This window comes from Streptomyces sp. SudanB5_2050 (genome assembly GCF_964272335.1).
GTDB classification, from domain to species: Bacteria; Actinomycetota; Actinomycetes; order Streptomycetales; family Streptomycetaceae; genus Streptomyces; species Streptomyces rochei.
The window spans coordinates 2,986,777-3,012,382 of record NZ_OZ186760.1 but is presented as its reverse complement, the minus strand read 5'-3'; the positions used below and the strand labels follow the sequence as shown (position 1 = coordinate 3,012,382).

The window sequence follows — 25,606 nt, the reverse complement described above, 5'->3', positions numbered from 1 at the left end:
GCAACGCCCCCGCCGTGTCCGCGAGTTCCCGCACCGTCCCTTCCCGGAGGCCCCCATGCCGCGCATCCCCGCCGACGAGATCCTCATCGCCGGACACTGGCGGCGCGGCTCCGGGCTGCCCATCCACACCACGGACCCCTCCGACGGCAGCCTCCTCACCACCGTCCACGCCGCCTCGCCGGACGACGTGGACGAGGCCGCGCGGGCCGCCGCCGAGGCCGCCGCCGCACCCGGGTGGCGGGACCTCCCGCCCCACCGCAGGGCCCGCGTCCTGTACCGGATCGGCGACCTGATCGAGGAGCAGGCCGACGCGCTGTCCGCCCTCCAGACCGCCGACACCGGCAAGACCCTCGGCGAGACCCGCGCGCTCGCCCTCAGCGCCGCTGGCACCTTCCGGTACACGGCCGCCGCCCTGGAGACGGCCGAGGACGCGCTCACCCCCTCGCGCGGCCCCTACGTCACGATGAGCACCTACGAACCGATCGGCGTCGTAGGGGCGATCAACCCCTGGAACTCGCCGATCGCCTCCGACGCGCAGAAGATCGCCCCGGCGCTGGCCGGCGGCAACGCGGTCCTGCTCAAACCCGCCGAATGGACCCCGCTGGTCTCCCTCGCCCTCGGGCGCCTCGTCCACCGGGTGCTGGGCGAGGAACGGCTGCCCACCGCGCTGCTCTCGGTGCTGCCGGGCAAGGGCCGCGTCGTGGGCGACGCGATCGTCCGGCACCCGCTGGTCGGCCGGATCGGCTTCACGGGCGGCACCACCACCGGGCGCGCCATCGCCCGCGCCGCCGCCGACAAACTCGTCCCCGCCTCGCTCGAACTCGGCGGCAAGTCGCCGACGATCGTCCGCGAGGACGCCGACACCGAACAGGCCCTCGCCGGCGTGATGTACGGGATCTTCTCCTCCAGCGGGCAGTCCTGCGTCGCCGGTTCGCGGCTGTTCGTCCACGCCTCGCGCTACGACTCCTTCGTCGGCGAACTCGTCGAGCGGGTGCGCAAGCTGCGCGTCGGACCCGGCACGTCCCCCGACACCCAGGTCGCCCCGCTCGTCCACCACGCGCACCGCGACGCCGTCGCCGCCGCCGTCGACCTCGCCCGCGCGGAGGGCGGCCGGGTGCTGTGCGGCGGGGCCGCGCCCGAGGGCGAGCGGTACGCCGACGGCGCCTACTACCTGCCGACCGTCATCGACTCCCTGCCCGACTCGGCCCGCGTCTGCCGGGAGGAGATCTTCGGTCCCGTCCTCGTCGCGCTGTCCTACGACGACGAGGACGAACTCGTCGCCCGGGCCAACGACTCCGTCTACGGCCTCGCCTGCGGCATCTGGACCCGCGACGCGCGCGCCGCCTGGCGGCTCGGCCGGCGGATCGAGGCCGGGACCGTCTGGATCAACACCTACAAGCAGTTCTCCATCTCCACCCCCTTCGGCGGGATGAAGGACTCCGGGCTCGGCATCGAGAAGGGCCGCGACCTGATCCGCGCCTACCAGCGGCAGAAGTCCCTGTACTGGGGCACCGACGCCACGCCCCTGCCCTGGGCCAACTGACCCACCCCTCGGGAGATTCCGCCATGACCCACCCCCCGACCGCCACGACCCACCCCCCGATCGGCCGGCTGCGCGCCCTGCGCTCGGTCGAACTGCTCACCCCGAACTTCGCCGACGCCGTCGACTTCTACGAGGAGGTCTGGGGCCTCCAGGTCGTCGAGTCCGAGCACAGCGCGAGCTGGCTGCGCGGCACCGGCGACGAGCACCACGCCCTGCGCCTGACCCGCTCGGAGACGATCGGCCTGGGCCGCCTGGTCTTCGCCCTCGGCACCCCCGCCGAGATCGACGAGGCCGCCCGCCGCCTCCGGGCCCGGGGCATCGCCCTCGTCACCGAACCCGGCCCCCTCGACCAGGTCGGCGGCGGCTACGGACTGCGCTTCCACGACCTCGACGGACGGCTCGTCGAACTCTCCGCCGACACCTGGGCGGTCACCGCGCGCAGCCGGGACGCGGCCCTGCCGGTCGGCGTCACCCACGCCGTCCTCAACACCCCCGACATCGACGCCTCGGTCGCCTTCTACCGGGACGTGCTCGGCATGCGCGTCTCGGACTGGTCCGAGCACCAGATGGCCTTCCTGCGCTGCGGGACCGACCACCACTGCGTCGCCTTCAACCAGGCACCCTGGGTCTCCCTCAACCACGTGGCGTACGAGATGACCTCGATCGACCACTTCATGCGCGGCCTCGGCCGGCTCCGGCACCACGGGATCACCCCCGAGTGGGGCCCGGGACGTCACGGCCCCGGCAACAACACCTTCTCCTACTTCACCGACCCCACTGGCCTGGTGTGCGAGTACACCACCGAGGTCGCCCAGGTCGTCGAGGACACCTGGATCTGCAAGGTGTGGCGGCGCACTCCCGAGCTGTCCGACCTGTGGGGGACGGCCGGCCCGCCGTCGCAGCGGATCCGCGCCCACATGACCGGCACGCCCGACGGCAGCCCGGTCGTCGCCCCCGTGGACGCCGTCACCGGCCCGGAAGGAGCGGCGGCATGAGCGGCGCCACCGAAGCCCGCACCCGCAAGGTCGCCCTCATCGGCTGGGGCGCCATCGGCCGGACCGTCGGCGGCGCCCTCGCCGCGGGCGAGGTGCCCGGCGCCGAACTGGCGGGCATCGTCGACAACCGGCCGCTCGGCGACGCCGTCCCCGCCCCGCAGCTCACCGTGGAGCAGGCCCTCGCCGCCTGCGACCTGATCGTCGAGGCCGCGGGCCAGGGCGTCGTACGGGAATGGGGCGAGACGATCCTCGCCTCCGGCACCGACCTGCTCGTGGCGTCCACCGGAGCACTGACCGACGAGGAACTGTCCAAGCGGCTCCTGGCAGCCGGGCCCGGCCGGGTGTACTTCACCGGCGGCGCGGTCGGCGGACTCGACCTGCTCCAGGCCGTACGCGCCATGGGCCCGCTCGGCGAGGTCACGCTGACCACCACCAAGCTGCCGTCCACCCTCGAACAGCCCTGGATGGACGAGGCGACCCTGGCCCGGCTGCGGTCCACGACCACGCCGGTGGAGGTCATGTCCGGCACCGCCCGCGACGTACCGGTCAAGTTCCCCAAGTCCACGAACGTCGCCGCCTCGGTGGCGCTCGCGGTCGGCGACCTCGAGGCCGTACGGGTCCGGGTCGTCGCCGACCCGGCGGCCGCGCACACCTCCCACGTGATCGAGGCGAGCGGCCCGCAGGGCGCGTACCGCTTCGAGGTGCGGCACGTCCCCGACGCCGCCAACCCGGCCACCAGCAGGGTCGTGCCGTACGCCGTGCTGCGCTCGCTCGCCGCCCTCACCGGACGCCGGGGGCAGATCCTGTGACCGCCTACGACCCCGCCGGGCTGCACCTGGAGGAGAACGGCGACGCCGGCCCGCTGGTGCTCTGCCTGCACGGCATCGGCTCCTCGTCCGCCGCCTTCGCCCCGCAGACCGGGGCACTCGCCGCCGGTCACCGGATGGTCGCCTGGGACGCCCCCGGCTACGCGAAGTCCGCCGACCCGGACCACGACCTCACCCTCGACGACTACGCCGACACCGCCGCCGAGGTCATCCGCGCCCGCGGCACCGACGCCCACGTGGTCGGCGTCTCCTGGGGCGGAGTGATCGCGCTCCGGCTCGCCACCCGGCACCCGGACCTCGTCGCCTCCCTCACCGTCGCCGACTCCACCCCCGGCTCCGGTACGAGCCCGGAGAAGGCCGCCGCGATGCGCGCCCGGATCCCGGAGCTGGAGAGCCTCGGCGCGCGTGCCTTCGCGGAGAAGCGCGGCCCCCGGCTGCTGTCCGAGGGGGCGCCGCCCGAGCTGGTGCGGCGGGTCGTCGACACCATGGCCGACTCGGTCCGGCCGCCCGGCTACCGGCCGGCCGCCGAGTCGATGGCCCGCACCGACCTGCGCGGCGAACTCCACCGGGTCGCCGCGCCCACCCTCGTCCTGTGCGGGGAGAAGGACCGGATCACCGGCCCCGAAGCCTCACAGGTCCTGGCCGGCGGTCTGCACCGGACCGCCTACGTGATCGTCAAGGACGCCGGTCACCTGGCCAACCAGGAACAGCCCGAGCGCTTCAACGCCTGGCTGCTCTCCCACCTGCACATCGTCACCGACCCCCGCACCACGAAGGGCTGATCACCATGCCGCTGACCACCACCGCGTACGACAACGGCGGGGACCTCGCCAAGTACACCGACTCCCTGATCGCCACCAAGGACTCCCGCGAACCGGACTGGGGCACCCTCTCCTTCCAGGAGAAGGCTGGCCCGCAGTACAAGCGGGCGCAGATCCGCTACGTCGGCTCCGGCGCCACCGGCAACCACGAGGACGACGGCCGCATCCTCCCCTCGGGCGGCTTCACCTTCTCCAACATGCTGCTGCCGCCCGGCGCCGAGGGCCCGGCCCACACCCACCACGACGTCGAGGAAGCCTTCTTCGTCCTGGAGGGCCAGGTCCGCGTCGGCATCCACCGCGGCCCCGACGAGACCGAGTACCGCACCCTCGGCTACCGCGACATGATCGTCGTGCCGGCCGGCGTGACCCGCTCGCTGAAGAACGAGGGCGACACCGACGCCCTGTTCTGCGTGATCATCGGCACGCAGAAGCCGCAGGTGCCGACGTACCCCGAGTACTCCCCGCTGTACGGCGTCACCCGTGACTGACCCGGCGACCGGGCGCCGCACGGTCGTCGTGACCGGCGCGGGCCGTGGCCTGGGGGAGGCCATGGCCCGCCGGGCGGCGGACGACGGGTACCGGGTCGTCGTCGCCGAGCTGAACGAGGAGTGGGGCTCCCGCACGGCGGCGGCGATCCGCGAGGCGGGCGGTGCCGCGCAGTTCGTGCCCCTGGACGTCGCCGACCCGGACTCCGTCGAGGCGCTGGCCGCCCGCGTCGCCGCCGCCGGCCCGGTGTACGCGCTGGTCAACAACGCGGCCCTCGCCAACGGCGTGGGCGGCCGGGAGTTCCAGGACATCGACGTCGAGACCTGGGACCGGCTGATGACCGTCAACGCGCGCGGCCCCTGGCTCGTCGCCAAGCATCTGCTGCCCCTGATGCCCGGCCCCGGACGGATCGTCAACATCGCCTCCGACGCGGCCCTCTACGGCTCCCCGCGCCTCGCCCACTACATCGCCTCCAAGGGCGCCGTCATCGCCCTGACCCGGGCCATGGCCCGCGAGCTGGGGGAGCGCGGCATCACCGTCAACGCGGTGGCGCCGGGCCTCACCGAGGTCGAGGCGACCGCGACCGTACCGGCCGAACGGCACGCCCTGTACGCGGCGAACCGCGCGGTCTCCCGGCCGCAGCGCCCCGACGACCTGGTGGGGCTCGTCTCCTACCTGCTGGGCGAGGAGTCCCGCTACCTGACCGGACAGGTGATCGCCGTCAACGGCGGCTTCACGATGCACTGAACCACCCTCCCCACCGTCTAGGAGTACCCATGGATCTCGGCCTCGCCGACCGCACCGTCCTGGTCACCGGCGGCAGCTCCGGCGTCGGCCTGGCCACGGTCCGCGCCCTGCTCGCGGAAGGCGCCCGGGTCGCGACCTGCGGGCGCGACGCCGACCGGCTCGCCGAGGCCGCGGCCGGCCTCGGCGCCGGTACCGACCGGCTGTACACGGGCGTCTGCGACGTCCGGGACGCCGACGCCGTACGGGAGTTCACCGAGCGCGCCGCCGACCGTCTCGGAGGACGCCTGGACGGGCTCGTCAACAACGCGGGCCAGTCGCGGATGAAGTCCCTGGACGAGACGGTCGAGGAGGACTGGCGCGACGAGCTGGAACTGAAGTTCGCGGGCGTCCTCCACCCCCTGGCCGCCGCCCGCGCCCGCCTCCGCGCCTCCGACGCCGCCGCGGTCGTCAACGTCAACGCCGTCCTGGCCAAGCAGCCGGAGACCCGGCTGATCACGACGAGCGCCGCCCGCGCCGGCATCCTCAACCTCTCCACCTCCCTGGCCCGCGAACTCGCCCCCGAGGGCATCCGCGTCAACTCCGTCTGCCTCGGCCTGGTCGACACCGGCCAGTGGACCCGCCGCCACGCGGCGGCGGACAGCGGGCTCACCTACGAGGAGTGGCAGGCGGAGATCGCCGCCGACCGGGGCATCGCGCTGGGGCGGCTCGGCCGCGCCGAGGAGGTCGCCTACGCGATCGTCTCGCTGCTCTCCCCGCGCGCCTCGTACATCACCGGAACCAGCATCGACGTCTGCGGCGGAGTCGGCCGCGGCATCCTCTGAGGAGTACGCATGCGTCATGACAACGGTGGCGGACTCCTCGCCGCCCACCTCAAGTCCCTCGGCGTGGACACCGTCTTCGGCATCGTGTCCGTGCACAACCTGCCGCTGGTGGAGGCCGTCGAGGCCGACCCGGAGCTGCGGTTCGTGCCGGTGCGGCACGAGGCGAGCGCCGTCAACGCCGCCGACGCCCACGGCCGGGCCCGCGGCTCCATCGGCTGCGCCCTCACCTCGACCGGCACCGGCGCGGGCAACGCGGCCGGTTCCCTGATCGAGGCCCTGTCGTCCGGGACGGCGGTGCTGCACATCACCGGGCAGGTCGAGTCGGCCCACCTCGGCAGCGGACGCGGCTTCATCCACGAGACCAAGGACCAGCTCGGCATGCTCGCCGCGGTCTCCACGTACGCCGCGACCGTCACCTCCGCCCGGGACGCCGGCCGCGTCCTGCGCGAGGCGTCCGCCGCCGCGCTCGCCGCGCCGGGCGGACCCGCGAGCGTGGAGTGGCCGATCGACCTCCAGTACGCGGTCCAGGAGGACGACGGCGAGAGCGCGCCCGCCTCCGGGGCCCCGGTGCCGGACGCCTCCGCGCTGGCCGGCGCACGCGACCTGCTCGCCTCCGCCCGACGCCCGCTGATCTGGGCCGGCGGCGGCGCCACCACCGCCCGCGACCAGCTCCTCGCCCTGCTGGAGGCGACCGGCGCCGGGCTGCTCACCTCCAACTCCGGCCGGGGCTCCGTCCCCGAGGACCACGAGCAGGTCGTCGGCAACTTCGCCACCACCCCCGCCGCCCGCGCCCTGCTCGCCGACGCGGACGTCCTCGTCACCGTCGGCACCCACTTCCGCTCCAACGAGACCGCCGACTACGGGCTGAGGCTCCCCGAGGCGCACATCCAGATCGACGTCGACGCCGCCGCCCTCGGCCGGGTCTACCCGGCCCGGCACGCCCTCCACGGCGACGCGGGGGCGGTCCTGCCACCGCTCACCGAGACCGCCGTACGGGCCGACGCGGACTGGACCGACCGGGTCCGGCGGGTGCGCGAGGAGGTGCGGGCCGCGCTGCACGACGGCATCGGCCCCCAGGCGGCGATCTGCGACGCCCTCGCCGCCGCCCTGCCGCGCGGCGCCGTCGTCGCCCGGGACGTCACCATCCCCTCGTCCGCCTGGGGCAACCGCCTGCTGCCGATCCACGACCCGCGGGCCAACGTCTTCCCCCGCGGCGGCGGCATCGGCCAGGGCCTCGCCATGGGCATCGGCGCCGCCCTCGCCCGCCCCGACGAGCCCACCGTGGTCATCGCCGGGGACGGCGGACTCGCCGTCCACCTCGGCGAACTGCTCACCCTCGCCCAGGAACGGCCCCGCCTGACGCTGATCGTCTTCAACGACGGCGGCTACGGAGTGCTCCGCAACATGCAGGCCACCTACACCGAACGCCGCTCCGGCGTCGACCTGTTCACCCCCGACTTCGCCCGGCTCGCCGCCGCCTGCTCCCTGCCGTACGCGCGGATCGGCGACGCGAGCGAGGCCGCGAAGGTGATCGACGCGGCCGTCGCCTCCGACGGGCCGACCCTCGTCGAGGTCGACCTGGCCGCGCTCGGCCCGATGAGGAACCCGTTCACCCCGCCCGTCAAGATCCCCACCCGGTAGGGAGGCCCGCAGCCATGAGCACCACCGAAGAGCAGGAACTGGACCTCCTCGTCCACCGCACCACCTGGGAGGCCGACGGCGTCCTCTCCGTCGAACTGGTCCACCCGGACGGCAAGCCCCTGCCCGCCTGGACCCCGGGCGCCCACCTGGACCTGCACGCGGGCGGCCACATCCGCCAGTACAGCCTGTGCGGCGACCCGGAGGAGACGGGCGTCTACCGGCTCGGCATCCTCAACGAGCCCGCGTCACGCGGCGGTTCCCGCCACGTGCACACCAAGGTGCGGCCCGGACAGACGGTGCGGGTGGCCGGGCCGCGCAACCACTTCGCCCTCGAACCGGCCGCCTCCTACCTCTTCATCGCCGGCGGCATCGGCATCACGCCGATCCTGGCCATGGCCCGCCGCGCCGCACGGGACGGCATCCCGTACCGGCTGGTCCACGGCGGCCGTACGCGCGCCTCGATGGCCTTCGGCGGCGAACTCGCCGCGCTCGGCGGGGGCGAGGTGACCCTGGTCCCGCAGGACGAGCGGGGGCACATCGACGTGGCCGGCGTCCTCGCGGACCTGCCGGACGACGCGCTGGTCTACTGCTGCGGCCCGGAGCCGCTGCTGAAGGCCGTCGAGGCGGTGGCACCGGAAGGACGGCTGCGCACCGAGCGGTTCGCCGCTCCGGCCGTGGCGCGCGACGACGGCGACGACGGCGCCTTCGAGGTCGAGTGCCGCGCGTCCGGCGTCACCCTGAACGTCGGCCCCGGCACCTCCATCCTGGAGGCCGCCGAGAACGCGGGCCTCGCCGTCACCTCCTCCTGCCGCGACGGCATCTGCGGCTCCTGCGAGACCCGCGTCCTGGCCGGCACCCCCGACCACCGCGACTTCCTGCTCAGCGACGCCGAACGCGCCACCGGCGAGACGATGATGATCTGCGTCTCGCGCTGCGCCTCGGACCGCCTCGTCCTGAACCTCTGACCACCTACGGAGAACGCCGTGCCCGAGACCGCCTGGCCCTACCTGGACCCCCACCAGACCCGCGACCACGAGCCCACCCCGTACGAGACCAAGCTCGCGCGCACCCTCGAGGACATCTTCACCAAGGACGGTCACGAGCTGTCCGACGTGATCGACGGCCTCAACTCCCGCCAGTTGCGCACGCCCACGGGCGAACCCTGGACCGAGGAGTCCTTCCGCGCCGAGATGCACCGCCTGGGAGCCTGACATGACCCTCTCCACCCGCGACAGCGCCGACCACATCTACGCCCACGGCCTGCGCAACCAGTGGCACCCCGTCGTGCCCTCCCGGTTCGTCGAGCCCGGCGGCATGCGCAGGGTGACCGCCCTCGGCGAGAACTGGCTGCTCTTCCGCAAGTCCGACGGCGCCCTGTCCATGCTCGCCGACCGCTGCCCCCACCGCGGGGCGCCCCTGTCCCTCGGCAAGCACCTGGGCGACCGGGTGGCCTGCTGGTACCACGGGGTCGAGGTCGACGGCGCCGGCACGGTCACCTCCGTCCCGGGCCTGCCGGGCTGCAACCTGGAGGGCAAGACCCTCGTCACCTCGCTGCCCGTGCGCGAGGTCGGCGGCGCGATCCTCGCCTACTTCGGCGACGAGGAGCACCCGGAGCCGGTGGAGCTGACCCTCCCCGAACCGCTGGCCGACGAGGAGATCTCCGCCTTCCTCTGCTACGCCGAGTGGGACGTGCCGTGGCGGTTCGCCATGGAGAACCTGCTCGACCCGATGCACGGCGCCTTCCTGCACTCCGAGTCGCACACCATGTTCGCCGGTGACACGTCCGCCAAGTTCCGCATCCGGGAGACCGAGCGGGGCTACTTCTTCGAGAAGACCGACCAGCGGGGCGTCAACTTCGACTGGGTGGAGCTGTGCCACACCGGTGTGGACTGGGTGGACCTGTCCATCCCCTACCCGCCGTCGGCGGGCCCCGGCGGCCCCTTCGGCATCGTCGGCATGGCCTGCCCGGTGGACGCGGGCCGCACCGGCGTCTTCTTCTGGCGCTACCGCAAGGTGAGCGACTGGCAGCGCGACACCTGGCGGTTCCTGTACAAGACCCTCATCGAGGCCCGCCACTGGGAGGTGCTGGAGCAGGACCGCGTCGTCCTGGAGAGCATGCCCGCCGACGCCGACCAGCGGGAGAACCTCTACCAGCACGACCTGGGCGTGGTCCGCCTGCGCCGCCTCTACCAGGCGCAGGCGGGACGGCAGTCGAAGGCTCAGCCGGTCTCGGCGCGCTGAGCGGGGATGTCGTCGGAGTCCACGATGGAACGCTCCAGCTTCGACAGCAGCCGGCCCAGCTGACGGCGCTCGGCGGGGGAGAGCCCGCCGAGCATCCGCCGTTCGTTCTCCAGGTGCTCGGCGAACACCTCGTCCACCTTCGCCAGTCCGGCCTCGGTGAGCCGCGAGTACACCACGCGCCGGTCGGCGGCGTCGCGCTCGCGCACCAGCAGGCCGTCCTTCTCCAGCCGGTCCAGACGCAGGGTCACCCCGGCGGAGGAGACCAGCCCGGAGTCCGCGAGCTGCCCGGCGGTCAGCCGGTACGGGGCGCCGGCCCGGCGCAGCGCGGTGAGCACGTCGAACCCGGCGACGGACAGTCCGTGCTCGTCCAGCCCCGAGGTCATCCGCGACTGGTACTGCAGGTACGACCGGTGCAGCCGGGCCAGCACCTCCAACGGCGACGTGTCCAGCTCGGGCCGCTCCCGGGCCCAGTCCTCGACGATCCCCGCCACGGCGTCCGGCCGCTTCGCCGCCCTGCCCTGAGCCATGTCTTCCCCTCGCGGCATGTGTTCGGTGGTGAAATCTTAGCCCTGAGGGATCCGGCGAACAGGCCCCGGAGCGACGGCCTCAGGGCCGCCAGGGGACCCGGTGTTCCGCGAGGTGCGCCAGCACCGCGTGGTTCGCCTCCCAGCCGTCCGGGAACTTCACCGGCGTCCCCAGCTGGACCGGCTCCGTGGACGGGTAGTCGTCCAGCAGCTCGTCGACCCCCGCCCGGCAGACCACGACGCAGGCGTGCCGGTGACGGGAGGCCAGGACGCACAGGCGGCCCGTCTCCAGGTGGAAGGCGGTGGCGTCGGGGCGGCCCGACAACGGGTGCAGGACGACGGTGACGTCGTACTCGCGGCCCTGGAGCCGGTTCGCCGTGTCCACGGTGACCTCCGTGACCCCGACGTCGGCCAGCGCCGCCCGGACGGCCGCCGCCTGGTCGCGGTGGGCCGTGCCGACGGCGACGCGGTCGGCGGTCAGGGGCACGGGGTCCGGCGCGCGCTCGGACGTCGCCGCGCCCCGCCGGTCCAGGAGCCGCCGCACCACCGACGCCACCGCCCGCACCGCCTCCGGGTCGGTGCGCGGCGTGTGCCGCGGGGGCAGCTCCAGCAGCCCCCACCCCGAGCGGGCGGCCTCGTCGATCACCTGGTCCGGGCCCGAGCCGTCCGAGGGGACGGAGAAGGCCAGCCGACGGTCGCCGTGACCGGTGCCGCTGCGGAACGGCGTGTACGGGTAGAAGGCGTCCGAGACGAGGGGGGCCGCCGACGCCGGCAGCCGCCAGGACACCGGCAGCCGGTGCTGGGGCAGGGTCGGGTTGTGGGCCAGCAGCGTCGTCACGGCCGACGCGGACGGATCGTGCGACAGGCCCGCCCACTGCTCGCTGCCCACCGTCGCGAACGGGTCCAGCTGACCCGGGTCGCCCACGAACAGCGCCCGCTCGAACAGCCCGGCCACCGCCAGCAGCGAGTCGGACCGCATCTGGTACGCCTCGTCCACGATCGCGTGCCGCCACGGCTCGTCCACCTTGACGTGCGCCCACTTCGCCGCCGTCGACAGCACGACGGCCTGCCCGGCGAGATCGGCGGCCTTCGCCGACGTGCGTACGTTCTCCAGGCCGTCGAGCGCCTTGTCGTACGGGTCGGCGTCGCTGCTGTGCAGGCGGCCCACCGGCAGGTCCGGGTTCTTCTCGGCGAGGCGCAGGACGAGGTCGTCGACCTGGGCGTTGGTCTGCGCGACGACCATCAGGGGCCGGCCCGCCTCGGCCAGCTCCAGCGCCGCCCGCACCACCAGCGTGGACTTGCCGGCGCCGGGCGGGGAGTCGACGACGACACCGCGCTCGGTGCCGTGCAGGGTGTCGTGGAGGATCGCGGCGGTGGCGCGGGCCGCCTCGGCACCCGGGTCCAGGACCGGGGCGGCGGGGGCCGCGGTGGTCTCGGCGGTCACAGCACGTCCTCCTCCGTCTGGGCGTCGGCCGCCTCCGGCACGGCCGCCGTCTCGCCGGGCGGCCCGCCGTGCGTCCACGGGGTCCCCTCCGGGTCGGGCAGCTTCGCGCCGCCCCGCTGCTCGTGCTCGAAGAGGGTGAAGCAGACCCGGTCGCCCTTCTCCGGCACCGACCCGGCCTCGGGCTCCTTGCCCCGGCCCATCCGGTCCACGATCCGCAGCACGAGGACGCCCTCGTCCTCCTGTGCGACGAACTCGGCCGCCTGCGGCCTGCCGCCCAGCGACCGGTGGACCTTCACCCGCTCGCCCAGGTGCGGCCGGTCGTCCGTGCGGACCGTGACCAGCGGACGCGGACTCGGCCGCTTGCTCTCGCTGTACGCCATCACCACGTCGATGACCTCCCCGGCGAACGCCTCCCCGGCCAGCCGCCGCCCCGCCATCACCAGCGGGTCGTCCAAAGCTTCCTGCGCCTCCAGCCGGGCCTGCTCCCGCTCCCGTGTGGCGAGCTTGTTGGCGGCCGTCACCGCGTCGTCGCGGCGCGGCTGCGGGGGCTCGCCCGCGAGGACGCGGTCGCGGTGGGACGTGAACGACCAGCGGTCCCGGGTCCACCGGTCCTCGACGTGCGCCCCGGCGGGCAGCTCCCGCAGCAGGTCCAGGCCCCGCCACACCGCGTCCCAGGTCGGCCGCGTGCGGCTCTCGACCAGTGCGCGGACCTCCCGCTCGGCGGCGGTGACGGCGCCCAGCCGGTCGTCGGCCTCCACACCGTCCTCGGCGGCGGCGAGCGCGGTGCGCGCCCGGTCGTAGCGCTCGATGGCGGGGGCCAGCAGCTTGTTGTCGAAGGCCGGGTCGGTGGCCGGGCCCGCGGGCGGGCACAGCAGCTGCCCGTCGGCGTCGCGGGCCAGCTCGGCCCGGCGGGCCGCCTCCGCGCCCGTCGGACCCTCGTCGCCCGGGGCGATCCAGGCGAGCAGCGCGCCCAGGTGCTGGTCCTCCAGCGTGGACTGTCCGGTCGCCCAGTGCCGGCCCAGCAGATCGGTCATGGCGAGCAGCAGCGAGGAACCGGGCACCCGGGCCCGCTCGCCGTAGTGGGTCAGCCACCGGCCGAGCAGCGGCACCCTCGGCGGCGCGGGGTGCGGTGTCTCCGGGTCCTGCTCCGCCGTACGCCGGAACCGCATCGACCGGCCCAGCAGCCGGACGAAGTCGACACCCGCGCGGGAGGGCACGATCAGCTGCGCGGCGTCCGCGCACAGGTCGACCTCGACCTTGACCCGCTTGCCCGTCTCCGGGTCGGTCTCGGTGCGCTCGGCGGGCTCGACGCTGTCCGCGTACGCCTCGATGTGCGGCAGCACGACGCCAGCCAGCTCGGCGAGGAAGGCGAAGCGCAGGTCGCGGTCGCGGGGCTGCGGGACGACCAGCAGACGCGGCGCGTCCCGGTCGGTGCCGACCAGGGCGCCGAGCGGGGCGCCGGCCTCACCGGCGGTGATCAGCGGCACGAAGACCAGCGGACGGTCGGACAGATGGCGGTGCCGGACGGTGGCGGCGGGCTGGGCGCGGCCGGTGCGCACGGCCTCCAGCCGGGCCAGCGTGGTGATCAGGGACACACGGCCGCCTCTCGCGCCCCGGCGCCGGCCGCCGCGAGGGCCTCCGCGCGCAGCCGCGCCGCCCTGCGCAGCGCCGCCACCGCCGGGTCGTCCGGGTCGCCGGCCTCGCCGCGGGCCGCCGCCAGCACCTCCTCGACCGTCGACATACCGCCCAGCTCGGCCCGCACCGGGCGGCCCAGCGCGGTCACCGCACCGGCCTCGCGGGACCGGGCACGGCAGTGGAAGGCCAGCTCGCAGGCGGACAGGCACTCGGGCGCGTACGTCGCCGGGACCGCCTCGACCGCGGCCGTCAGCTCCTCGGCCGGCAGCTCGGGGGAGAAGCAGACGCCGTCGGGGAGCGCGTCCGCGATGTCCTCGATGCGGGTCAGCCGGGCCAGCTGGCGGCCGGTGACCGCGCGCTGCCTGCGCACGTCGACCGCGGACGCGGTGGGCAGGTTGGAGAAGTCCTTCGGGCACACGAGGAGCACCCGGTCGCGCACGCGCGGGGCGGGGTCCAGCCGGGCGGCCACCCGCTCCAGGGCCAGTACGTACACCGCGGCCTGCCGGGCGGCGGCGCCCACCTTCGCCGGGTCGGCGGAGCCGTCCAGCATGGGGAAGGACTTGATCTCCACCACCGTCCAGCTGCCGTCCGGGTGCACCACCACGGCGTCCGGCTCGAGGAAGGCGGGGGACCCGGCGACGTCCAGGGCGAGCATCGGGTGGTCGAGCAGCGTCCAGGCGCCGGGACCGCCGGGCGTACCGGCGGAGCCGGTGGTGGCCTCGCGCAGCGCCAGCGCCGTGCGGGCCGCGCGGCCCTCGGGGCCGGTCGCGGACAGGTCGGGCACATGCGCGCCGGCGGCGGGCGGCTCGGCGCCCCGGTCCAGCCTCTCGTGCACCAGCCGCAGCAGCTCAGCGCCGCCGTCCGCCTTGACCCGCGCCTCGAACGCGTTGCCCCGGGTGAGCGCGAACTGCGACTGCCCGAAGACCGACGGCGAGCCCAGCGCGCTCGCCAGCGACGCCTTGTCCACCCCGGCACCGTCGAGGATCGCGCGCCGCCGGCAGCCCGGATTGGCGGCGAGGGCGGCCAGCGCCCGGGCGTCCAACGCCTTGGCCGGCACGTCGGGGCCGCGCAGCTCAGCGAGCCGGTGCCGGAGTCTCGTCCCCCGCGTCCGAGGGGGAGGGGTCCGGCTCGGCTCCCGCTTCCAGCCGCTGCTCACGCTGCCGTGGAAATCGCTCACCCGCGGAAGTCTGGCATCCACCACTGACAATCGGGGAATGCGCGGCGCCGGAGGCCGGTGCGGCGGGTGTGTCCGCCGGGCCGGCGGCGCGCTCGGCACCGGACGCCTCCGCGGCGGTGCCCGTCGTGAACCGGGCCGGCAGCAGGGCCCGCGCCCGGTTCGAGGCCCGCATCACGAACGGCGTCAGCAGCAGCCCCGCCCCCATCACGGCCGCGCCCGCGACCGCGTCGAGGAAGTAGTGGTTGGCGGTGCCCATCACCACGATCGTGGTCACCAGCGGGTAGACGACCCCGGCCGCCTTGGCCGCCCGCGTGCCGCCGTGGCGCCACAGCATCACGCCGCACCACAGGGACCAGCCCACGTGCAGGCTCGGCATGGCCGCGTACTGGTTGGTCATCCCGCCCAGGCCGCGCGGCGCGCTCGCCTCGCCGCCCCACCAGCCGTACGAGCTGTACTGGGCCATCGTGTCGACGAACCCGTGGCTCGCGTCCAGCAGCCGGGGCGGGCAGGTGGGCAGCAGGGTGAAGCCGATGAGGCCGATGAACGTGGACGTCATCAGCCAGGTGCGGGCGGCCCGGTAGCGCACCGTGCGCGAGCGGAAGAGCCAGATCAGGATCACCGGGGTGACCAGATAATGCAGCGACGCGTACCAGAAGTCCGCCGGTATGCCGATCCAGGGCTCGCGGGTGAACAGGCGGTTGAGCGGGTGCTCCGCGTTGAGGAAGAGCGCCTTCTCGATGTCCAGGATGGCCAGGCCGTGGTCGACCGCGTCGGAGACGTCGCCCCGGACGAGGAGACGTCCCGCGGAGTAGCAGGCGTAGACGAGGAGGATGAGCGGCAGCTCGGTCCACCAGCGCAGCCGGGTCCTCGGGGTCGCCTCGGTGCCCGGTGCCTCGGTGTGCGGCAATCCGATCACCCTCCCCCTTCTCGTTCTCGCTCGCGCCCAGTCGACATGGACGTGCCACTCTACGGCCTGTCCGCACCCGGTTCACGGGGCGCCCTCGGCCCTGATAGACGCCGGGATCGCCCCCCGGGTTGCCCGGATAGGGCGTACGCGATGATGGAGGGGTCGGCCCTGACATTTCTCCCGGAAAGGCCCCCTTCATGGCACCGCGCATCCTGCTGGCCCGGCACGGACAGACCGAGTGGTCGCTGTCCGGCAAGCACACCGGCAGGACCGATGTGCCGTTGCTCGAAGAGGGCCGCCGCGGCGCGAAACTGCTCGGCGAGCGGCTGCACCGGTCGCCGCTCGACGGGCTGCCCGGCGTCGAGGTGCGCACCAGCCCGCTCTCCCGCGCGCGGGAGACCTGCGAACTCGCCGGCTTCGGGGAGCGCGCCCGCCCGTGGGACACGCTGATGGAGTGGGACTACGGGGCGTACGAGGGGATGACGCCGGCCGAGATCCAGGCGGTCCGGCCCGGCTGGCTGATCTGGCGGGACGGGGTCCCGGAGGGCGAGAGCCTGGCGGACGTCACCGCGCGCGCGGACGAGGTCGTGGCGTGGGCGCGGGAGGCGGACCGCGACGTGCTGGTCTTCGCCCACGGGCACATCCTGCGGTCGATCGGTGCGCGGTGGCTGGGGCTGCCGCTGGACTTCGCGGCCCGGATACGGCTGAACCCGACGTCGCTGTCGGTGCTGGGGTGGGCGTACGGGGAGCCGGCGCTGGAGAGCTGGAACGACATGGGGCACCTGGCGGGCTGAGCCGACGGGGCGGGGCCGCGTCCCGAAGGGCGCCCGAGCCCCACCGCCGCCGCGGTCCGGGGTGCCGTGGCCACGGGCCGCGCAGGGCGTCACGCCGTCCGGGGGAGCGAGGCGTGGCGGTCCAGGAAGGCCGAGACGCCCGACGCCCGCCGGTGCGGCAGCAGCACGCGGGCCGTGCCCGCCAGCATGGTGTGGATCCGGGAGGACTGGACCTCGCCGAGCAGGTCCAGGACCCGCATGCCCGCCCCGGCCGCCTCGTCGGGCCGCCCGCCGCGGGCCAGGTCGTCGGCGAGTTCCGCCGAGTACAGCGCGAGGTTCCTGGTGAAGTGCGGGTCCTGCAGCGCGGCCGCCCGCCGTGCGTGCCGGGCCGCCCGGGGCCAGTCGCCCAGGGTGGACCAGCACTGGGCCTCCAGCCCCTCCAACTCCGCCTCGCCGTAGAACGTCATCCACTCCGGGTCGGCGTCCGAGGGCCCCTGCCCGAACAGGGCCTGCGCCCGGGTCAGCGCCTGCTCGCAGCCGACCCGGTCGGCGAGCCCCGCCCAGCCCCCCGCCTCGCGCAGGGCGAGCAGGGACAGCAGCCGGGCCGAGCCCAGCGACCGGGCGGCGCGCTGTGCGGCCTGGGCGGCCCGCACCGCCTCGCGGGGCCGCCCGGCGTCCCGGGCCAGGAACGCCATGTTGCAGAAGGCGTGCGCCTCCAGGGCGGGGTCGCCGGTCATGCGGGAGGTGGCGAGGGCCTCGGCGTAGTGGGAGCGGGCGTCGTCGAAACGCCCGGAGTCGTGCGCCAGCCAGCCCACGGAGATCGCGAGTTCCCCGGCGCCCGCGTACAGCCGGTCCGCCGTCGCCTGCCGGGTCGCGCCGGCGTCCAGCAGCGCGTAGGCGGTCCGCAGCGGGGCCGCCGCGCGCCGGTACAGGCCGTCCGCGCCGTGCCGGTCGTCGAGCAGCCTGATCCGGCGGACGGCTTCCTCCAGGGCGCCCGCGTGGCCCGCCCCGGCCCGGCGCGGGGGCCGCCCGGCCGCCACCGCGTCGTGGGCGAGCGCCAGGGGGCCCAGTGAAGCGGCGGCCACCGTGGCACCGCTCATCATGAATGCGCGACGCAGCACGTCGCTCTCCTCGTTGTCGTCATGCGGGTCATGCGGGTCATGCGGGTCATGCGGGTCGTACGGGCGGTGCGTGTCGTACGGGTGGTGCGGGTACTGCGTGTCCGGCGTGTCGTACGGCTCGCGCGCCCTCCGCGTCTCACTCGCGGTGCCCGGCGCGCGGTCCGCGTGCGCCCCGGTCGCCTCCTCGTCGGCGCGCGCCCGGCGCCCCCGCACCGACGAGCGGGGCGCGAAGCCCAGGTCGGTGAGCGTGCGGCCGGGGAACATGTGCAGGAACACCCGCTCGTACGCGTAGTTGGGGCAACGGATCTCGCCCGCCTCGACCCGGCCGATGTAACGCGCGTCGCAGCTGACCCGCTCGCCGATCTCGCGTGCGGCCCGGCGCACCGCCGCCGCGAACTCGGCCGGCGAGCGCTTGCCGCGCAACCGCCGGAAGGCGAGGTTGGGCCGCGGCGGCCGGTCGGGCCGGGGGGAGGTCACCGTTGACGAGGTCATGGCCGGGTCCTCTCGTGCGAACCGTCGAACCAGGCCGGGAAAGGGTGGCGCGCGGGGTTCCTCCGTTTGTCATCCCTGTGTCCGGCGAGCAAGAACGTACCGGCTGTGACGAAGCGATCACGCGGTGTTTGGCTACAAACCGGATATCTCATCCACGATCTGCCATGAAGTGCCATCCTTTGCGGCTGATTCGTGCCGTAGCCGTTGACGCCCTGCCGCGTTGAACCCGGTGGACCGGGAGGCCCCCCGACTCCCGACCCGCTCGTCCGAGGAGGAGTTCCGTGGTGGAGGCCGGGATGGATACCAGACCGATCAGCGAAGCCCCCTGTGACGCCTGCGACGTCGTCACCGTCCCGACCCGGCAGGGCCTGGAGGCGGTCGACATCCTCAGGCGGGGCGCCGGTGACGGGGTGGGCCCGGTGATCCACGACGACGGCTGCGACACCCTCGGTTTCCTCGTGCCCTCGGGCACGGCCGCCGCCTGGGACGTGCCCGGAAGCACCTGCACGGAGACGGACGGCCGCGGACTGCGCGTCGCCACCGAACCGGAGCCGCCGGTCGCGGGGGCGGACTGGCTGCTGCCGCCCGGAGAGGCGGACCTGGCCACCGACCCCGCCGTCCTGCGGGCCGCGCTGGGCGAGGCGGCCCGGCTGATCGAGGCCGCGGACAGCTGCCGCTGAGCCGGCCGCCGGCCGCACCGCCGGGGCGCGCTCCGGTACGGGGCCGCTCCGGTACGGGGCCGCTCCGGTTCGGCCCGCCTCCGGTACAGCCCGCTCCCGTCCGGTCCGCTCCGGCCCCCGCACGACGGCCGCGCGACGGCCGCACGACAGCGCACGACGACCGGAGGACGGCCCGGCCCCGGCGTCGTCCGATAATGGGCCGATGGGAAGGTCCAGGAACACCCGCCGCGGACGAGCGGCCGCCGCAGCCGTCGTCGAGGACGTCGACGGCGGGCGCGCCGAGCTGGTACCCGACCGGGAGCGCCCGCGGGCCTGGACGCTGCTGATCGACGGGGCCCCGCAGTCGCACGTCGACCTCGACGACCCGGCGTACCTGTCCTTCGAGTACCAGCGCCGGATCGGCCACGTCATCGACCTGGCCGCTCCGCCCGGCAGGCCCGTGCGCGCCGTTCACCTCGGCGGCGGCGCCTTCACCCTCGCCCGGTACGTGGCCGCCACCCGCCCCCGCTCCACCCAGCAGGTCGTCGAGCGGGACGCCGGACTGGTCGAGCTGGTCCGGCGCGAACTGCCCCTGGACCCCGGCGCCCGGATCCGGGTGCGCTCCACCGACGCCCGCGCCGGGCTGGCGAAGGTGCCCGACGGCTGGGCCGACCTGGTCGTCGCGGACGTGTTCAGCGGGGCCCGGACACCGGCCCACCTGACGTCCACCGAGTTCCTGGACGAGGTCCGCCGCGCGCTGGCGCCCGGCGGGGTCTACGTCGCCAACCTCGCCGACGGCCCGCCGCTCGCGCACCTGCGCGGCCAGATCGCCACCGCCGCCGCCCGGTTCCCGGAACTGGCGCTCGTCGCCGACCCGGCCGTACTGCGCGGCAGGCGCTTCGGCAACGCGGTCCTGGTCGCCGGCGACCACCCGCTGCCGGTCGCCGAACTCACCCGGCGCGCGGCCTCCGACCCGCACACCGCGCGCGTCGAACACGGCCGCGCGCTGCGGGACTTCACGGGCGGCGCCGCACCCGTGACGGACGCGGCGGCGGTGGACTCGCCCGCGCCGCCGGACTCCGTGTTCACGTGACCGTCCCGGCGAACCGTCCCGCGGACCGCCGACCGGACCCCGCAGCCCGCGCAGCCCGCGCAGCCCTCGCGGACCCCGCAGCCCGCGCGGGCCTCGCTGTCCGCACGGGCCTCGCTGCCCTCCCGGGTCTCGCGGGCCTCCGAGACAGCCGGGCCCCGCGGGCGGCTCAGTAGCTGCCGATCTCCACCCTCGGCGGCCCGTCGTGCCAGGTGCAGAACACCGACACCCGGTCCGCGCCCGAGGTGAACTCCACCCGGATCCACGACTCCGTCTTCCACACCTGCATCGACCAGCCCGAACCCGGCGTCGCCGACACCAGGGACGCGGACGAGGGACCGAGGTCGAAGACGGCGCGGCCCCCGTCGGTGTCGTAACTCCTGACCCGGCCGGACGTCGCGGGCGGCGGGCCGGCCGACTCTCGGGGCGGCGTGGTGGACGGAGCGGTCCGCGACGGGGCGGCACCGGGCTCGCGGGGCGTCCCGCTCGGCGTCGGCGACGCGCTGCCCGACGGCGAGGGCGACGGCCGGCTGGTGGACGACGCCAGGGACTCCCCGCCGTCGTCCTTCCCGCCGGGGCCCTTCCCGTCGTCGTCCGCCCCGTCCCGGACGCTCGCGTCGGCGGCCGTGATGGGCAGCGCCCGGGGGGCGTCGTAGGCCGTGCCCGCCATCACCGTGTGGACGCCCCACCACGACAGGGTGACCGCCGCGCCGGTGGCGAGCAGCCAGGCGATCACGTGGATGAGTCCTCTGCGCATCGCGGCCATACTGCCTCACCCGCCCCACGCGTGTCGCGCGAACGGGCGCCGCCGTGAGCCCCGGACGGAGTTGTCCACAGGCTCGGACCGGGTCGGTCCGCATGGCGTACGGTGCCGCCCATGGCAAGTGTGCTCGTGGTCGAGGACGACCAGTTCGTACGCTCGGCGCTCATCCGGCACCTGACCGACGCCTCGCACACCGTGCGCAGCGTCGGTACGGCACTGGAGGCGCTGCGCGAGGTCGCCCATTTCCGCTTCGACGTGGTGATCCTGGACCTCGGACTGCCCGACCTGGACGGTTCCGAGGCGCTGAAGATGCTGCGCGGCATCACCGACGTGCCCGTGATCGTCGCCACCGCCCGGGACGACGAGGCGGAGGTGGTACGGCTGTTGAACGCGGGGGCGGACGACTACCTGACCAAGCCCTTCTCGGTGGAGCACCTGTCGGCCCGGATGGCGGCCGTGCTGCGCCGGGCCCGCTCCGGTCCCGCGGAGGCGGCGCCGGAGACCGTCATCCGCGTCGGCGGCCTCACCGTCGACCCCCTGCGCCGCCAGGCCGAGTTGGACGGCCGGCGGCTCGACCTGACCCGCCGGGAGTTCGACCTGCTCGCCTTCCTGGCCGGCCGGCCGGGCGTCGTCGTGGCCCGCAAGGAGCTGCTCGCCGAGGTCTGGCAGCAGTCCTACGGGGACGACCAGACCATCGACGTCCATCTGTCCTGGCTGCGGCGCAAGCTGGGCGAGACCGCGGCCCGGCCCCGCTATCTGCACACCCTGCGCGGTGTCGGCGTGAAGCTGGAGCCGCCCGCCGTCCCGTCCCCCGGCGCGGAGCCGCCGCGATGAGATGGGCCCTGGTCAAGGTGTCGCTGGCGGTCACCGCGATGGTGGTGGTCGCCTTCGCGGTGCCGCTCGGACTGGTGATCCGCGAGATGGCCCGGGACCGCGCCTTCTCCAACGCCGAGCGCGAGGCCGCCGCCGTCGCCCCCGCGTTGTCCATCACCACCGACCGGGACCAGCTGGAACGCGTCGTCGCCTCCGCGGGCTCGGACGCCGGGATCTCCGTCCACCTGCCCGCCGGCGGGAACGGCGGTGCCGACATCGGTCGGCGGCGCGCCACCGACGAGGACATCGCCGCCGTGCGCGCGATGGGCCGCGCCTCCACCACCGAGGTCGAGGGCGGGTCCACCCTGCTCCAGCCGGTCGCGCTCAGCTCCGGGGAGATCGCCGTCGTCGAGGTGTACGTCCCCGAGTCCGAGGTCACCAACGGCGTCGGCACGGCCTGGGCGGTGCTCGCCGCCGTCGGCGCCGCCCTGATCGTCGGCTCGGTCGCGGTCGCCGACCGGCTGGGCGTACGGATGGTGCAGCCCGCGCAGCGCCTGGCCGAGGGCGCGCACGAACTGGGGGAGGGCAAGCTCGGCGCACGGGTGCCGGAGGAGGGGCCGAAGGAACTGCGCCTCGCCGCGGTCGCCTTCAACTCCATGGCCGACCAGGTGGTCCAGCTGCTGGCCAACGAACGGGAGCTGGCCGCCGACCTCTCCCACCGTCTGCGCACCCCGCTGACCGTGCTGCGGCTCAACGCGGCCTCGCTCGGCGACGGGCCGGCCGCCGACCAGACCCGGTCCGCCGTCGAGCAGTTGGAGCGCGAGGTCGACACGATCATCCGCACCGCCCGGGACGCCAGACCGCGGACCGCCGCGGCCGGACCCGGCGCCGGGTGCGACGCGGCCGAAGTGGTCCGGGAACGGATGGGGTTCTGGTCCGCGCTCGCCGAGGACGAGGGCCGCAAGTGGCGGGTGGCCGGCGCCGACCGCCCGGTGCGCATCCCCGTGGCCCGCGCCGACCTGGCGGCCGCCCTGGACGCCCTGCTGGGCAACGTGTTCCGGCACACCGCCGAGGGCACGGCCTTCGCGGTCGACCTGCACAACGGCGAGGACGCGGTGATCGTCCTCGTGTCGGACGCGGGCCCCGGCATCCCCGACCCGGAGGCCGCGATGGCCCGCGGCCGGGGCTCGGGCAGCGACGGGTCGACCGGACTCGGCCTGGACATCGTGCGCCGGCTGGCGGAGTCCACCGGCGGTGACGTGCGGATCGGCTCCTCCGTGCTGGGCGGCACCGAGGTGCGGATCTGGATCCAGCTGGACGGGCGGGCGCCGGAGCGGCGACGCGGACACCGGGGGAGCGTCCGGCGCCGCCGCGGCCCCCGGCTGATCTCCTCCGTCAATCGGCCCCGGTCCCTCCCTTGAGCGCACCCTGAGAGCGTCGACTCCCGCCCGGATCAGGCACTTCGCCCGTTGCGCGCTCGCCGGCGTGCTGCCGTACCCCGCCGCCCACCACCGGCCCGGCGCACACGCACGAGCGGGGCGCGGCATCCCCCCGTGGAATGCCGCGCCCCGTCTCCGTCCCCGAGGGCGGTGGCCTACTCGGCCGACTCCACCGCCGGCAGCGTCCCCGTGCGGGCCGCCCGCCCGTACCACAGGGCGCTCGACTTGGGCGTGCGCTGCTGGGAGGCGTAGTCGACGTACACGGCGCCGAACCGCTTCTCGTAGCCGTAGGCCCACTCGAAGTTGTCCAGCAGGGACCACAGGTAGTAGCCGCGCACGTCGGCGCCGTCCGCGATGGCCCGGCGGACCGCCCTGAGGTGACCGTCCAGGTAGGCGACCCGCTCCGGGTCGTGCACCGTGCCGTCGGCGCCCGGCTTGTCGTCGTAGGCGGCGCCGTTCTCGCTGATGTACAGCGGCACGCCCGGTGCCTCCCGGTGGTAGCGCATGATCAGCTCGTGCAGGCCGGTCGGGTCCACGCTCCAGCCCATCTCCGTACGCTCGCCCGGCGGCTGGTGGAAGGCCACGTCGTCCGCGGCGGGCCAGGGGGAGTGGGCGCTCTCGCCGTGCCCGTCGGCGCGCGGGGCGCGCGAGTCGGCGTCGGCGGCCGAGACCACGGTGGGCGTGTAGTAGTTGAGGCAGATCGCGTCGATCGGCTGGCGGATCTGCCCCAGGTCGCCGTCCTGGACGTACGACCAGTCGGTGACGGACGCCGTCGCCTCCAGCAGGGTCTGCGGGTAGGCGCCGTGCAGGATCGGGCCGTGGAAGATGCCGCCGGACAGGTCGTCGATCTTCCGTGCGGCGGCCAGGTCCGCCGGGGTCTGCGACAGCGGCCGCACGACGGAGGTGTTGAGGCTGATCGCCACCGAGTTGCGGGCCGGCATCACCGAACGCAGGGCCACCGTGCCCAGGCCGTGGGCCAGGTTGAGGTGGTGCGCGGCGCGCAGCGCGGCGGCCGGGTCGGTGCGGCCGGGGGCGTGCACGCCGGAGGCGTAGCCGAGGAAGGCCGCGCACCACGGCTCGTTGAGCGTGATCCACTGCTCCACGCGGTCGCCGAGCGCCTCGCCGACGATCTGCGCGTACTCGGCGAAGCGGTACGCCGTCTCCCGCTCCGGCCAGCCGCCCGCGTCCTCCAGCTCCTGCGGCAGGTCCCAGTGGTAGAGGGTGACGGCCGGCTTGATCCCGGCGGCCAGCAGCTCGTCCACCAGACGCCGGTAGAAGTCCAGGCCGCGCTGGACCGCGGGCCCCCGGCCGGTGGGCTGCACCCGGGGCCAGGAGACGGAGAAGCGGTAGGCGCCCAGCCCCAGCTCCTTCATCAGCGCCACGTCGTCGCGGTAGCGGTGGTAGTGGTCGACGGCGATGTCACCGGTGTCGCCGCCGGCCGTCTTCCCCGGGGTGTGGCTGAAGGTGTCCCAGATCGAGGGGGTGCGGCCGTCCTCCCGCACCGCGCCCTCGATCTGGTACGCCGAGGTGGCGGCGCCCCAGAGGAAGGCGGGGGGGAAGGTCACCGGGGTCACCGGCGTTGCGGACTCAAGCATGGAAGCGCTCCCATAAGGGGTCAGGCGGGGCGTCGGGCCGGAAGACCGACGCGTGGAAGTACGAGGGGGGAAGGCGGGGCCGGGACGGCGGTGGCCCGGCCCCCGGGGCGGTGCCGGCTCTCGGCGGCCGGCGTCAGCCCTTGACGGCGCCCTGCATGATGCCGCCCACGATCTGCTTGCCGAAGATCGCGAAGACCAGCAGCAGGGGGAGGGTGCCGAGCAGCGCGCCGCCCATGATCAGGGCCTGGTCCGGGGTGAAGCCGCGGCCGAGGCCCGCCACCGCCACCTGCACGGTCGGGTTGCCGTTCTGCGTCAGCACCAGGAACGGCCACAGGAAGTCGTTCCACACCTGCACGAAGATCAGCATGCCGAGGACGGCCATCGCGGGCCGGGCCGCCGGGAACACCACGTGCCACACCACGCGCCAACTGCTGGCCCCGTCCACGCGGGCGGCCTCGATGATCTCGTCGGGCAGCGCCTGGAGCAGGTACTGGCGCATGAAGAACACGCCGAACGCGCTGACCAGCGACGGGAAGATCACCGCCTGGAGCTGGTCGGTCCAGTCCAGCTTGGCCACCATCATGTACAGCGGGATGATGCTGAGCTGCGGCGGGATCATCATCGTGCCGACCACGATCAGCATCAGCGCGTTGCGGCCCCGGAACTTCAGCTTGGCGAAGGCGAAGCCGGCGATCGTCGACAGGAAGACGACGGTGACCGCCGAGATCCCCGCCACGATCGTGGTGTTGAGGATCGCCTCGCCCATGTTGGCGTCGGTCCAGGCGATCTCGATCTTGTCGAAGAGGTTCCCGCCGAACCAGAACGGCGGCGGCGTCTGCGCCAGGCGCTGGTTGTCGCGGGAGGCGGCGATCGCCGTCCACACCAGCGGGAAGAGCGAGCCGACGGTGAACAGGGCGAGGATGATGTACGCGACGGGGCCGGCGTGCATCTGCCCGCCGGCACGGGCCGACTTGGGCCCGCGGCGGCCCCGCCGGGGCGGCTCGGGCACCGGCTCGGCCGGGGGTTTGGTCAGGGTCGTCGTCACGGCCGGT

At 74.8% G+C, this 25,606-nt stretch carries 25 protein-coding genes; 16 read left to right on the top strand and 9 right to left on the bottom strand.

The features are described from left to right. Positions 1 to 55: 55 nt before the first annotated feature. From ACFZP7_RS13400 to ACFZP7_RS13350, 11 genes are read left to right on the top strand one after another with little or no spacing between them, the layout of a single operon-like run. The gene (locus ACFZP7_RS13400) at positions 56 to 1,543 is read left to right on the top strand and encodes an aldehyde dehydrogenase family protein (RefSeq protein ID WP_175461366.1); all 1,488 of its coding nucleotides are present in this window, start codon (positions 56 to 58) and stop codon (positions 1,541 to 1,543) included. 23 nt (positions 1,544 to 1,566) lie between these two features. Beyond that, positions 1,567 to 2,538 carry a VOC family protein gene (locus ACFZP7_RS13395; protein WP_030969650.1) on the top strand — a complete coding sequence of 324 codons (972 nt, stop codon included), beginning with the start codon at positions 1,567 to 1,569 and terminating at the stop codon, positions 2,536 to 2,538. Continuing rightward, complete coding sequence (locus ACFZP7_RS13390; RefSeq protein ID WP_385634494.1) at positions 2,535 to 3,347, top strand: aspartate dehydrogenase domain-containing protein; 813 nt, start codon at positions 2,535 to 2,537, stop codon at positions 3,345 to 3,347. Before ACFZP7_RS13395 ends, ACFZP7_RS13390 begins: the two co-directional genes overlap by 4 nt. Beyond that, positions 3,344 to 4,147: an alpha/beta fold hydrolase gene (locus ACFZP7_RS13385; RefSeq protein ID WP_385634493.1), complete on the top strand. Its 804-nt coding sequence runs from the start codon at positions 3,344 to 3,346 to the stop codon at positions 4,145 to 4,147. Before ACFZP7_RS13390 ends, ACFZP7_RS13385 begins: the two co-directional genes overlap by 4 nt. A 5-nt stretch (positions 4,148 to 4,152) precedes the next feature. After that, complete coding sequence (locus tag ACFZP7_RS13380) at positions 4,153 to 4,674, top strand: cupin domain-containing protein (protein WP_109202898.1); 522 nt, start codon at positions 4,153 to 4,155, stop codon at positions 4,672 to 4,674. Continuing rightward, positions 4,667 to 5,419, top strand: coding sequence for an SDR family oxidoreductase (locus tag ACFZP7_RS13375; RefSeq protein ID WP_385634492.1), 753 nt, complete (start codon positions 4,667 to 4,669; stop codon positions 5,417 to 5,419). Before ACFZP7_RS13380 ends, ACFZP7_RS13375 begins: the two co-directional genes overlap by 8 nt. A 29-nt stretch (positions 5,420 to 5,448) precedes the next feature. Next, positions 5,449 to 6,240 (top strand): SDR family oxidoreductase, encoded by a 792-nt coding sequence (locus tag ACFZP7_RS13370; protein WP_019325574.1) that lies wholly within the window; start codon positions 5,449 to 5,451, stop codon positions 6,238 to 6,240. A gap of 9 nt (positions 6,241 to 6,249) precedes the next feature. After that, positions 6,250 to 7,881, top strand: a complete 1,632-nt coding sequence (locus tag ACFZP7_RS13365) for a thiamine pyrophosphate-binding protein (RefSeq protein ID WP_385634491.1) — start codon at positions 6,250 to 6,252, stop codon at positions 7,879 to 7,881. A 14-nt stretch (positions 7,882 to 7,895) separates the two neighbouring features. Further along, complete coding sequence (locus ACFZP7_RS13360; RefSeq protein WP_385634490.1) at positions 7,896 to 8,846, top strand: PDR/VanB family oxidoreductase; 951 nt, start codon at positions 7,896 to 7,898, stop codon at positions 8,844 to 8,846. A gap of 18 nt (positions 8,847 to 8,864) precedes the next feature. Then, complete coding sequence (locus tag ACFZP7_RS13355; RefSeq protein ID WP_261699021.1) at positions 8,865 to 9,092, top strand: recombinase-like helix-turn-helix domain-containing protein; 228 nt, start codon at positions 8,865 to 8,867, stop codon at positions 9,090 to 9,092. Position 9,093: 1 nt separating this feature from the next. Further along, positions 9,094 to 10,122 carry an aromatic ring-hydroxylating dioxygenase subunit alpha gene (locus ACFZP7_RS13350; RefSeq protein ID WP_030969638.1) on the top strand — a complete coding sequence of 343 codons (1,029 nt, stop codon included), beginning with the start codon at positions 9,094 to 9,096 and terminating at the stop codon, positions 10,120 to 10,122. Here the strand turns inward: ACFZP7_RS13350 and ACFZP7_RS13345 are convergent. From ACFZP7_RS13345 to ACFZP7_RS13325, 5 genes are all read right to left on the bottom strand, one after another. Further along, on the bottom strand, positions 10,101 to 10,649 hold the full coding sequence (locus tag ACFZP7_RS13345) for a MarR family winged helix-turn-helix transcriptional regulator (RefSeq protein ID WP_019325569.1): 549 nt from the start codon (positions 10,647 to 10,649) through the stop codon (positions 10,101 to 10,103). The genes ACFZP7_RS13350 and ACFZP7_RS13345 overlap by 22 nt on opposite strands. Before the next feature lie 79 nt (positions 10,650 to 10,728). Then, positions 10,729 to 12,090, bottom strand: coding sequence for an AAA family ATPase (locus ACFZP7_RS13340; RefSeq protein WP_046250194.1), 1,362 nt, complete (start codon positions 12,088 to 12,090; stop codon positions 10,729 to 10,731). Next, entirely contained in the window at positions 12,087 to 13,685 is a 1,599-nt protein-coding gene (locus ACFZP7_RS13335; protein WP_031014265.1) for a hypothetical protein, read from the bottom strand. The genes ACFZP7_RS13340 and ACFZP7_RS13335 overlap by 4 nt, the downstream gene beginning before the upstream one ends. Further along, the gene (locus ACFZP7_RS13330) at positions 13,676 to 14,902 is read right to left on the bottom strand and encodes a hypothetical protein (RefSeq protein ID WP_371321359.1); all 1,227 of its coding nucleotides are present in this window, start codon (positions 14,900 to 14,902) and stop codon (positions 13,676 to 13,678) included. Before ACFZP7_RS13330 ends, ACFZP7_RS13335 begins: the two co-directional genes overlap by 10 nt. After that, on the bottom strand, positions 14,799 to 15,809 hold the full coding sequence (locus tag ACFZP7_RS13325) for a phosphatase PAP2 family protein (RefSeq protein ID WP_385638430.1): 1,011 nt from the start codon (positions 15,807 to 15,809) through the stop codon (positions 14,799 to 14,801). The genes ACFZP7_RS13330 and ACFZP7_RS13325 overlap by 104 nt, the downstream gene beginning before the upstream one ends. Before the next feature lie 197 nt (positions 15,810 to 16,006). Between ACFZP7_RS13325 and ACFZP7_RS13320 the strand changes: the two genes are divergently transcribed. Then, a complete protein-coding gene (locus ACFZP7_RS13320; RefSeq protein ID WP_019325564.1) occupies positions 16,007 to 16,603 on the top strand; it encodes a histidine phosphatase family protein in 597 nt (198 codons plus the stop codon). Between the two features lie 89 nt (positions 16,604 to 16,692). Here the strand turns inward: ACFZP7_RS13320 and ACFZP7_RS13315 are convergent, their stop codons facing one another. Continuing rightward, the gene (locus ACFZP7_RS13315) at positions 16,693 to 18,195 is read right to left on the bottom strand and encodes a hypothetical protein (RefSeq protein WP_385634489.1); all 1,503 of its coding nucleotides are present in this window, start codon (positions 18,193 to 18,195) and stop codon (positions 16,693 to 16,695) included. Between the two features lie 296 nt (positions 18,196 to 18,491). On the opposite strand from ACFZP7_RS13315, the gene ACFZP7_RS13310 reads away from it, so the two are divergent. Both ACFZP7_RS13310 and ACFZP7_RS13305 read left to right on the top strand, forming a co-directional pair. Beyond that, complete coding sequence (locus tag ACFZP7_RS13310; protein WP_046250440.1) at positions 18,492 to 18,875, top strand: hypothetical protein; 384 nt, start codon at positions 18,492 to 18,494, stop codon at positions 18,873 to 18,875. 202 nt (positions 18,876 to 19,077) lie between these two features. Beyond that, positions 19,078 to 19,947, top strand: coding sequence for a spermidine synthase (locus ACFZP7_RS13305; RefSeq protein ID WP_062139507.1), 870 nt, complete (start codon positions 19,078 to 19,080; stop codon positions 19,945 to 19,947). 166 nt (positions 19,948 to 20,113) lie between these two features. On the opposite strand, the gene ACFZP7_RS13300 is transcribed toward ACFZP7_RS13305, so the two are convergent. Continuing rightward, positions 20,114 to 20,701, bottom strand: coding sequence for a hypothetical protein (locus tag ACFZP7_RS13300; RefSeq protein WP_385634488.1), 588 nt, complete (start codon positions 20,699 to 20,701; stop codon positions 20,114 to 20,116). A 120-nt stretch (positions 20,702 to 20,821) separates the two neighbouring features. On the opposite strand from ACFZP7_RS13300, the gene ACFZP7_RS13295 reads away from it, so the two are divergent. Both ACFZP7_RS13295 and ACFZP7_RS13290 read left to right on the top strand, forming a co-directional pair. Then, the gene (locus ACFZP7_RS13295; protein ID WP_031014276.1) at positions 20,822 to 21,541 is read left to right on the top strand and encodes a response regulator transcription factor; all 720 of its coding nucleotides are present in this window, start codon (positions 20,822 to 20,824) and stop codon (positions 21,539 to 21,541) included. Then, on the top strand, positions 21,538 to 22,941 hold the full coding sequence (locus tag ACFZP7_RS13290; RefSeq protein WP_385634487.1) for a sensor histidine kinase: 1,404 nt from the start codon (positions 21,538 to 21,540) through the stop codon (positions 22,939 to 22,941). Before ACFZP7_RS13295 ends, ACFZP7_RS13290 begins: the two co-directional genes overlap by 4 nt. A gap of 173 nt (positions 22,942 to 23,114) precedes the next feature. Here ACFZP7_RS13290 and ACFZP7_RS13285 read toward each other — a convergent pair whose 3' ends face one another. Then, entirely contained in the window at positions 23,115 to 24,554 is a 1,440-nt protein-coding gene (locus ACFZP7_RS13285; protein ID WP_029393290.1) for a GH1 family beta-glucosidase, read from the bottom strand. A 133-nt stretch (positions 24,555 to 24,687) separates the two neighbouring features. Further along, positions 24,688 to 25,599 carry a carbohydrate ABC transporter permease gene (locus ACFZP7_RS13280; RefSeq protein WP_019325556.1) on the bottom strand — a complete coding sequence of 304 codons (912 nt, stop codon included), beginning with the start codon at positions 25,597 to 25,599 and terminating at the stop codon, positions 24,688 to 24,690. Between the last annotated feature and the right edge of the window lie 7 nt (positions 25,600 to 25,606).

Coding starts and splice junctions, on each gene's coding strand:
- ACFZP7_RS13400 (WP_175461366.1), top strand. CDS start 56: ATGCCGCGCATCCCCGCCGACGAGATCCTCATCGCCGGACACTGGCGG.
- ACFZP7_RS13395 (WP_030969650.1), top strand. CDS start 1,567: ATGACCCACCCCCCGACCGCCACGACCCACCCCCCGATCGGCCGGCTG.
- ACFZP7_RS13390 (WP_385634494.1), top strand. CDS start 2,535: ATGAGCGGCGCCACCGAAGCCCGCACCCGCAAGGTCGCCCTCATCGGC.
- ACFZP7_RS13380 (WP_109202898.1), top strand. CDS start 4,153: ATGCCGCTGACCACCACCGCGTACGACAACGGCGGGGACCTCGCCAAG.
- ACFZP7_RS13370 (WP_019325574.1), top strand. CDS start 5,449: ATGGATCTCGGCCTCGCCGACCGCACCGTCCTGGTCACCGGCGGCAGC.
- ACFZP7_RS13365 (WP_385634491.1), top strand. CDS start 6,250: ATGCGTCATGACAACGGTGGCGGACTCCTCGCCGCCCACCTCAAGTCC.
- ACFZP7_RS13360 (WP_385634490.1), top strand. CDS start 7,896: ATGAGCACCACCGAAGAGCAGGAACTGGACCTCCTCGTCCACCGCACC.
- ACFZP7_RS13350 (WP_030969638.1), top strand. CDS start 9,094: ATGACCCTCTCCACCCGCGACAGCGCCGACCACATCTACGCCCACGGC.
- ACFZP7_RS13345 (WP_019325569.1), bottom strand. CDS start 10,649: ATGGCTCAGGGCAGGGCGGCGAAGCGGCCGGACGCCGTGGCGGGGATC.
- ACFZP7_RS13320 (WP_019325564.1), top strand. CDS start 16,007: ATGGCACCGCGCATCCTGCTGGCCCGGCACGGACAGACCGAGTGGTCG.
- ACFZP7_RS13315 (WP_385634489.1), bottom strand. CDS start 18,195: ATGACCTCGTCAACGGTGACCTCCCCCCGGCCCGACCGGCCGCCGCGG.
- ACFZP7_RS13310 (WP_046250440.1), top strand. CDS start 18,492: ATGGATACCAGACCGATCAGCGAAGCCCCCTGTGACGCCTGCGACGTC.
- ACFZP7_RS13305 (WP_062139507.1), top strand. CDS start 19,078: ATGGGAAGGTCCAGGAACACCCGCCGCGGACGAGCGGCCGCCGCAGCC.
- ACFZP7_RS13300 (WP_385634488.1), bottom strand. CDS start 20,701: ATGCGCAGAGGACTCATCCACGTGATCGCCTGGCTGCTCGCCACCGGC.
- ACFZP7_RS13295 (WP_031014276.1), top strand. CDS start 20,822: ATGGCAAGTGTGCTCGTGGTCGAGGACGACCAGTTCGTACGCTCGGCG.
- ACFZP7_RS13290 (WP_385634487.1), top strand. CDS start 21,538: ATGAGATGGGCCCTGGTCAAGGTGTCGCTGGCGGTCACCGCGATGGTG.
- ACFZP7_RS13285 (WP_029393290.1), bottom strand. CDS start 24,554: ATGCTTGAGTCCGCAACGCCGGTGACCCCGGTGACCTTCCCCCCCGCC.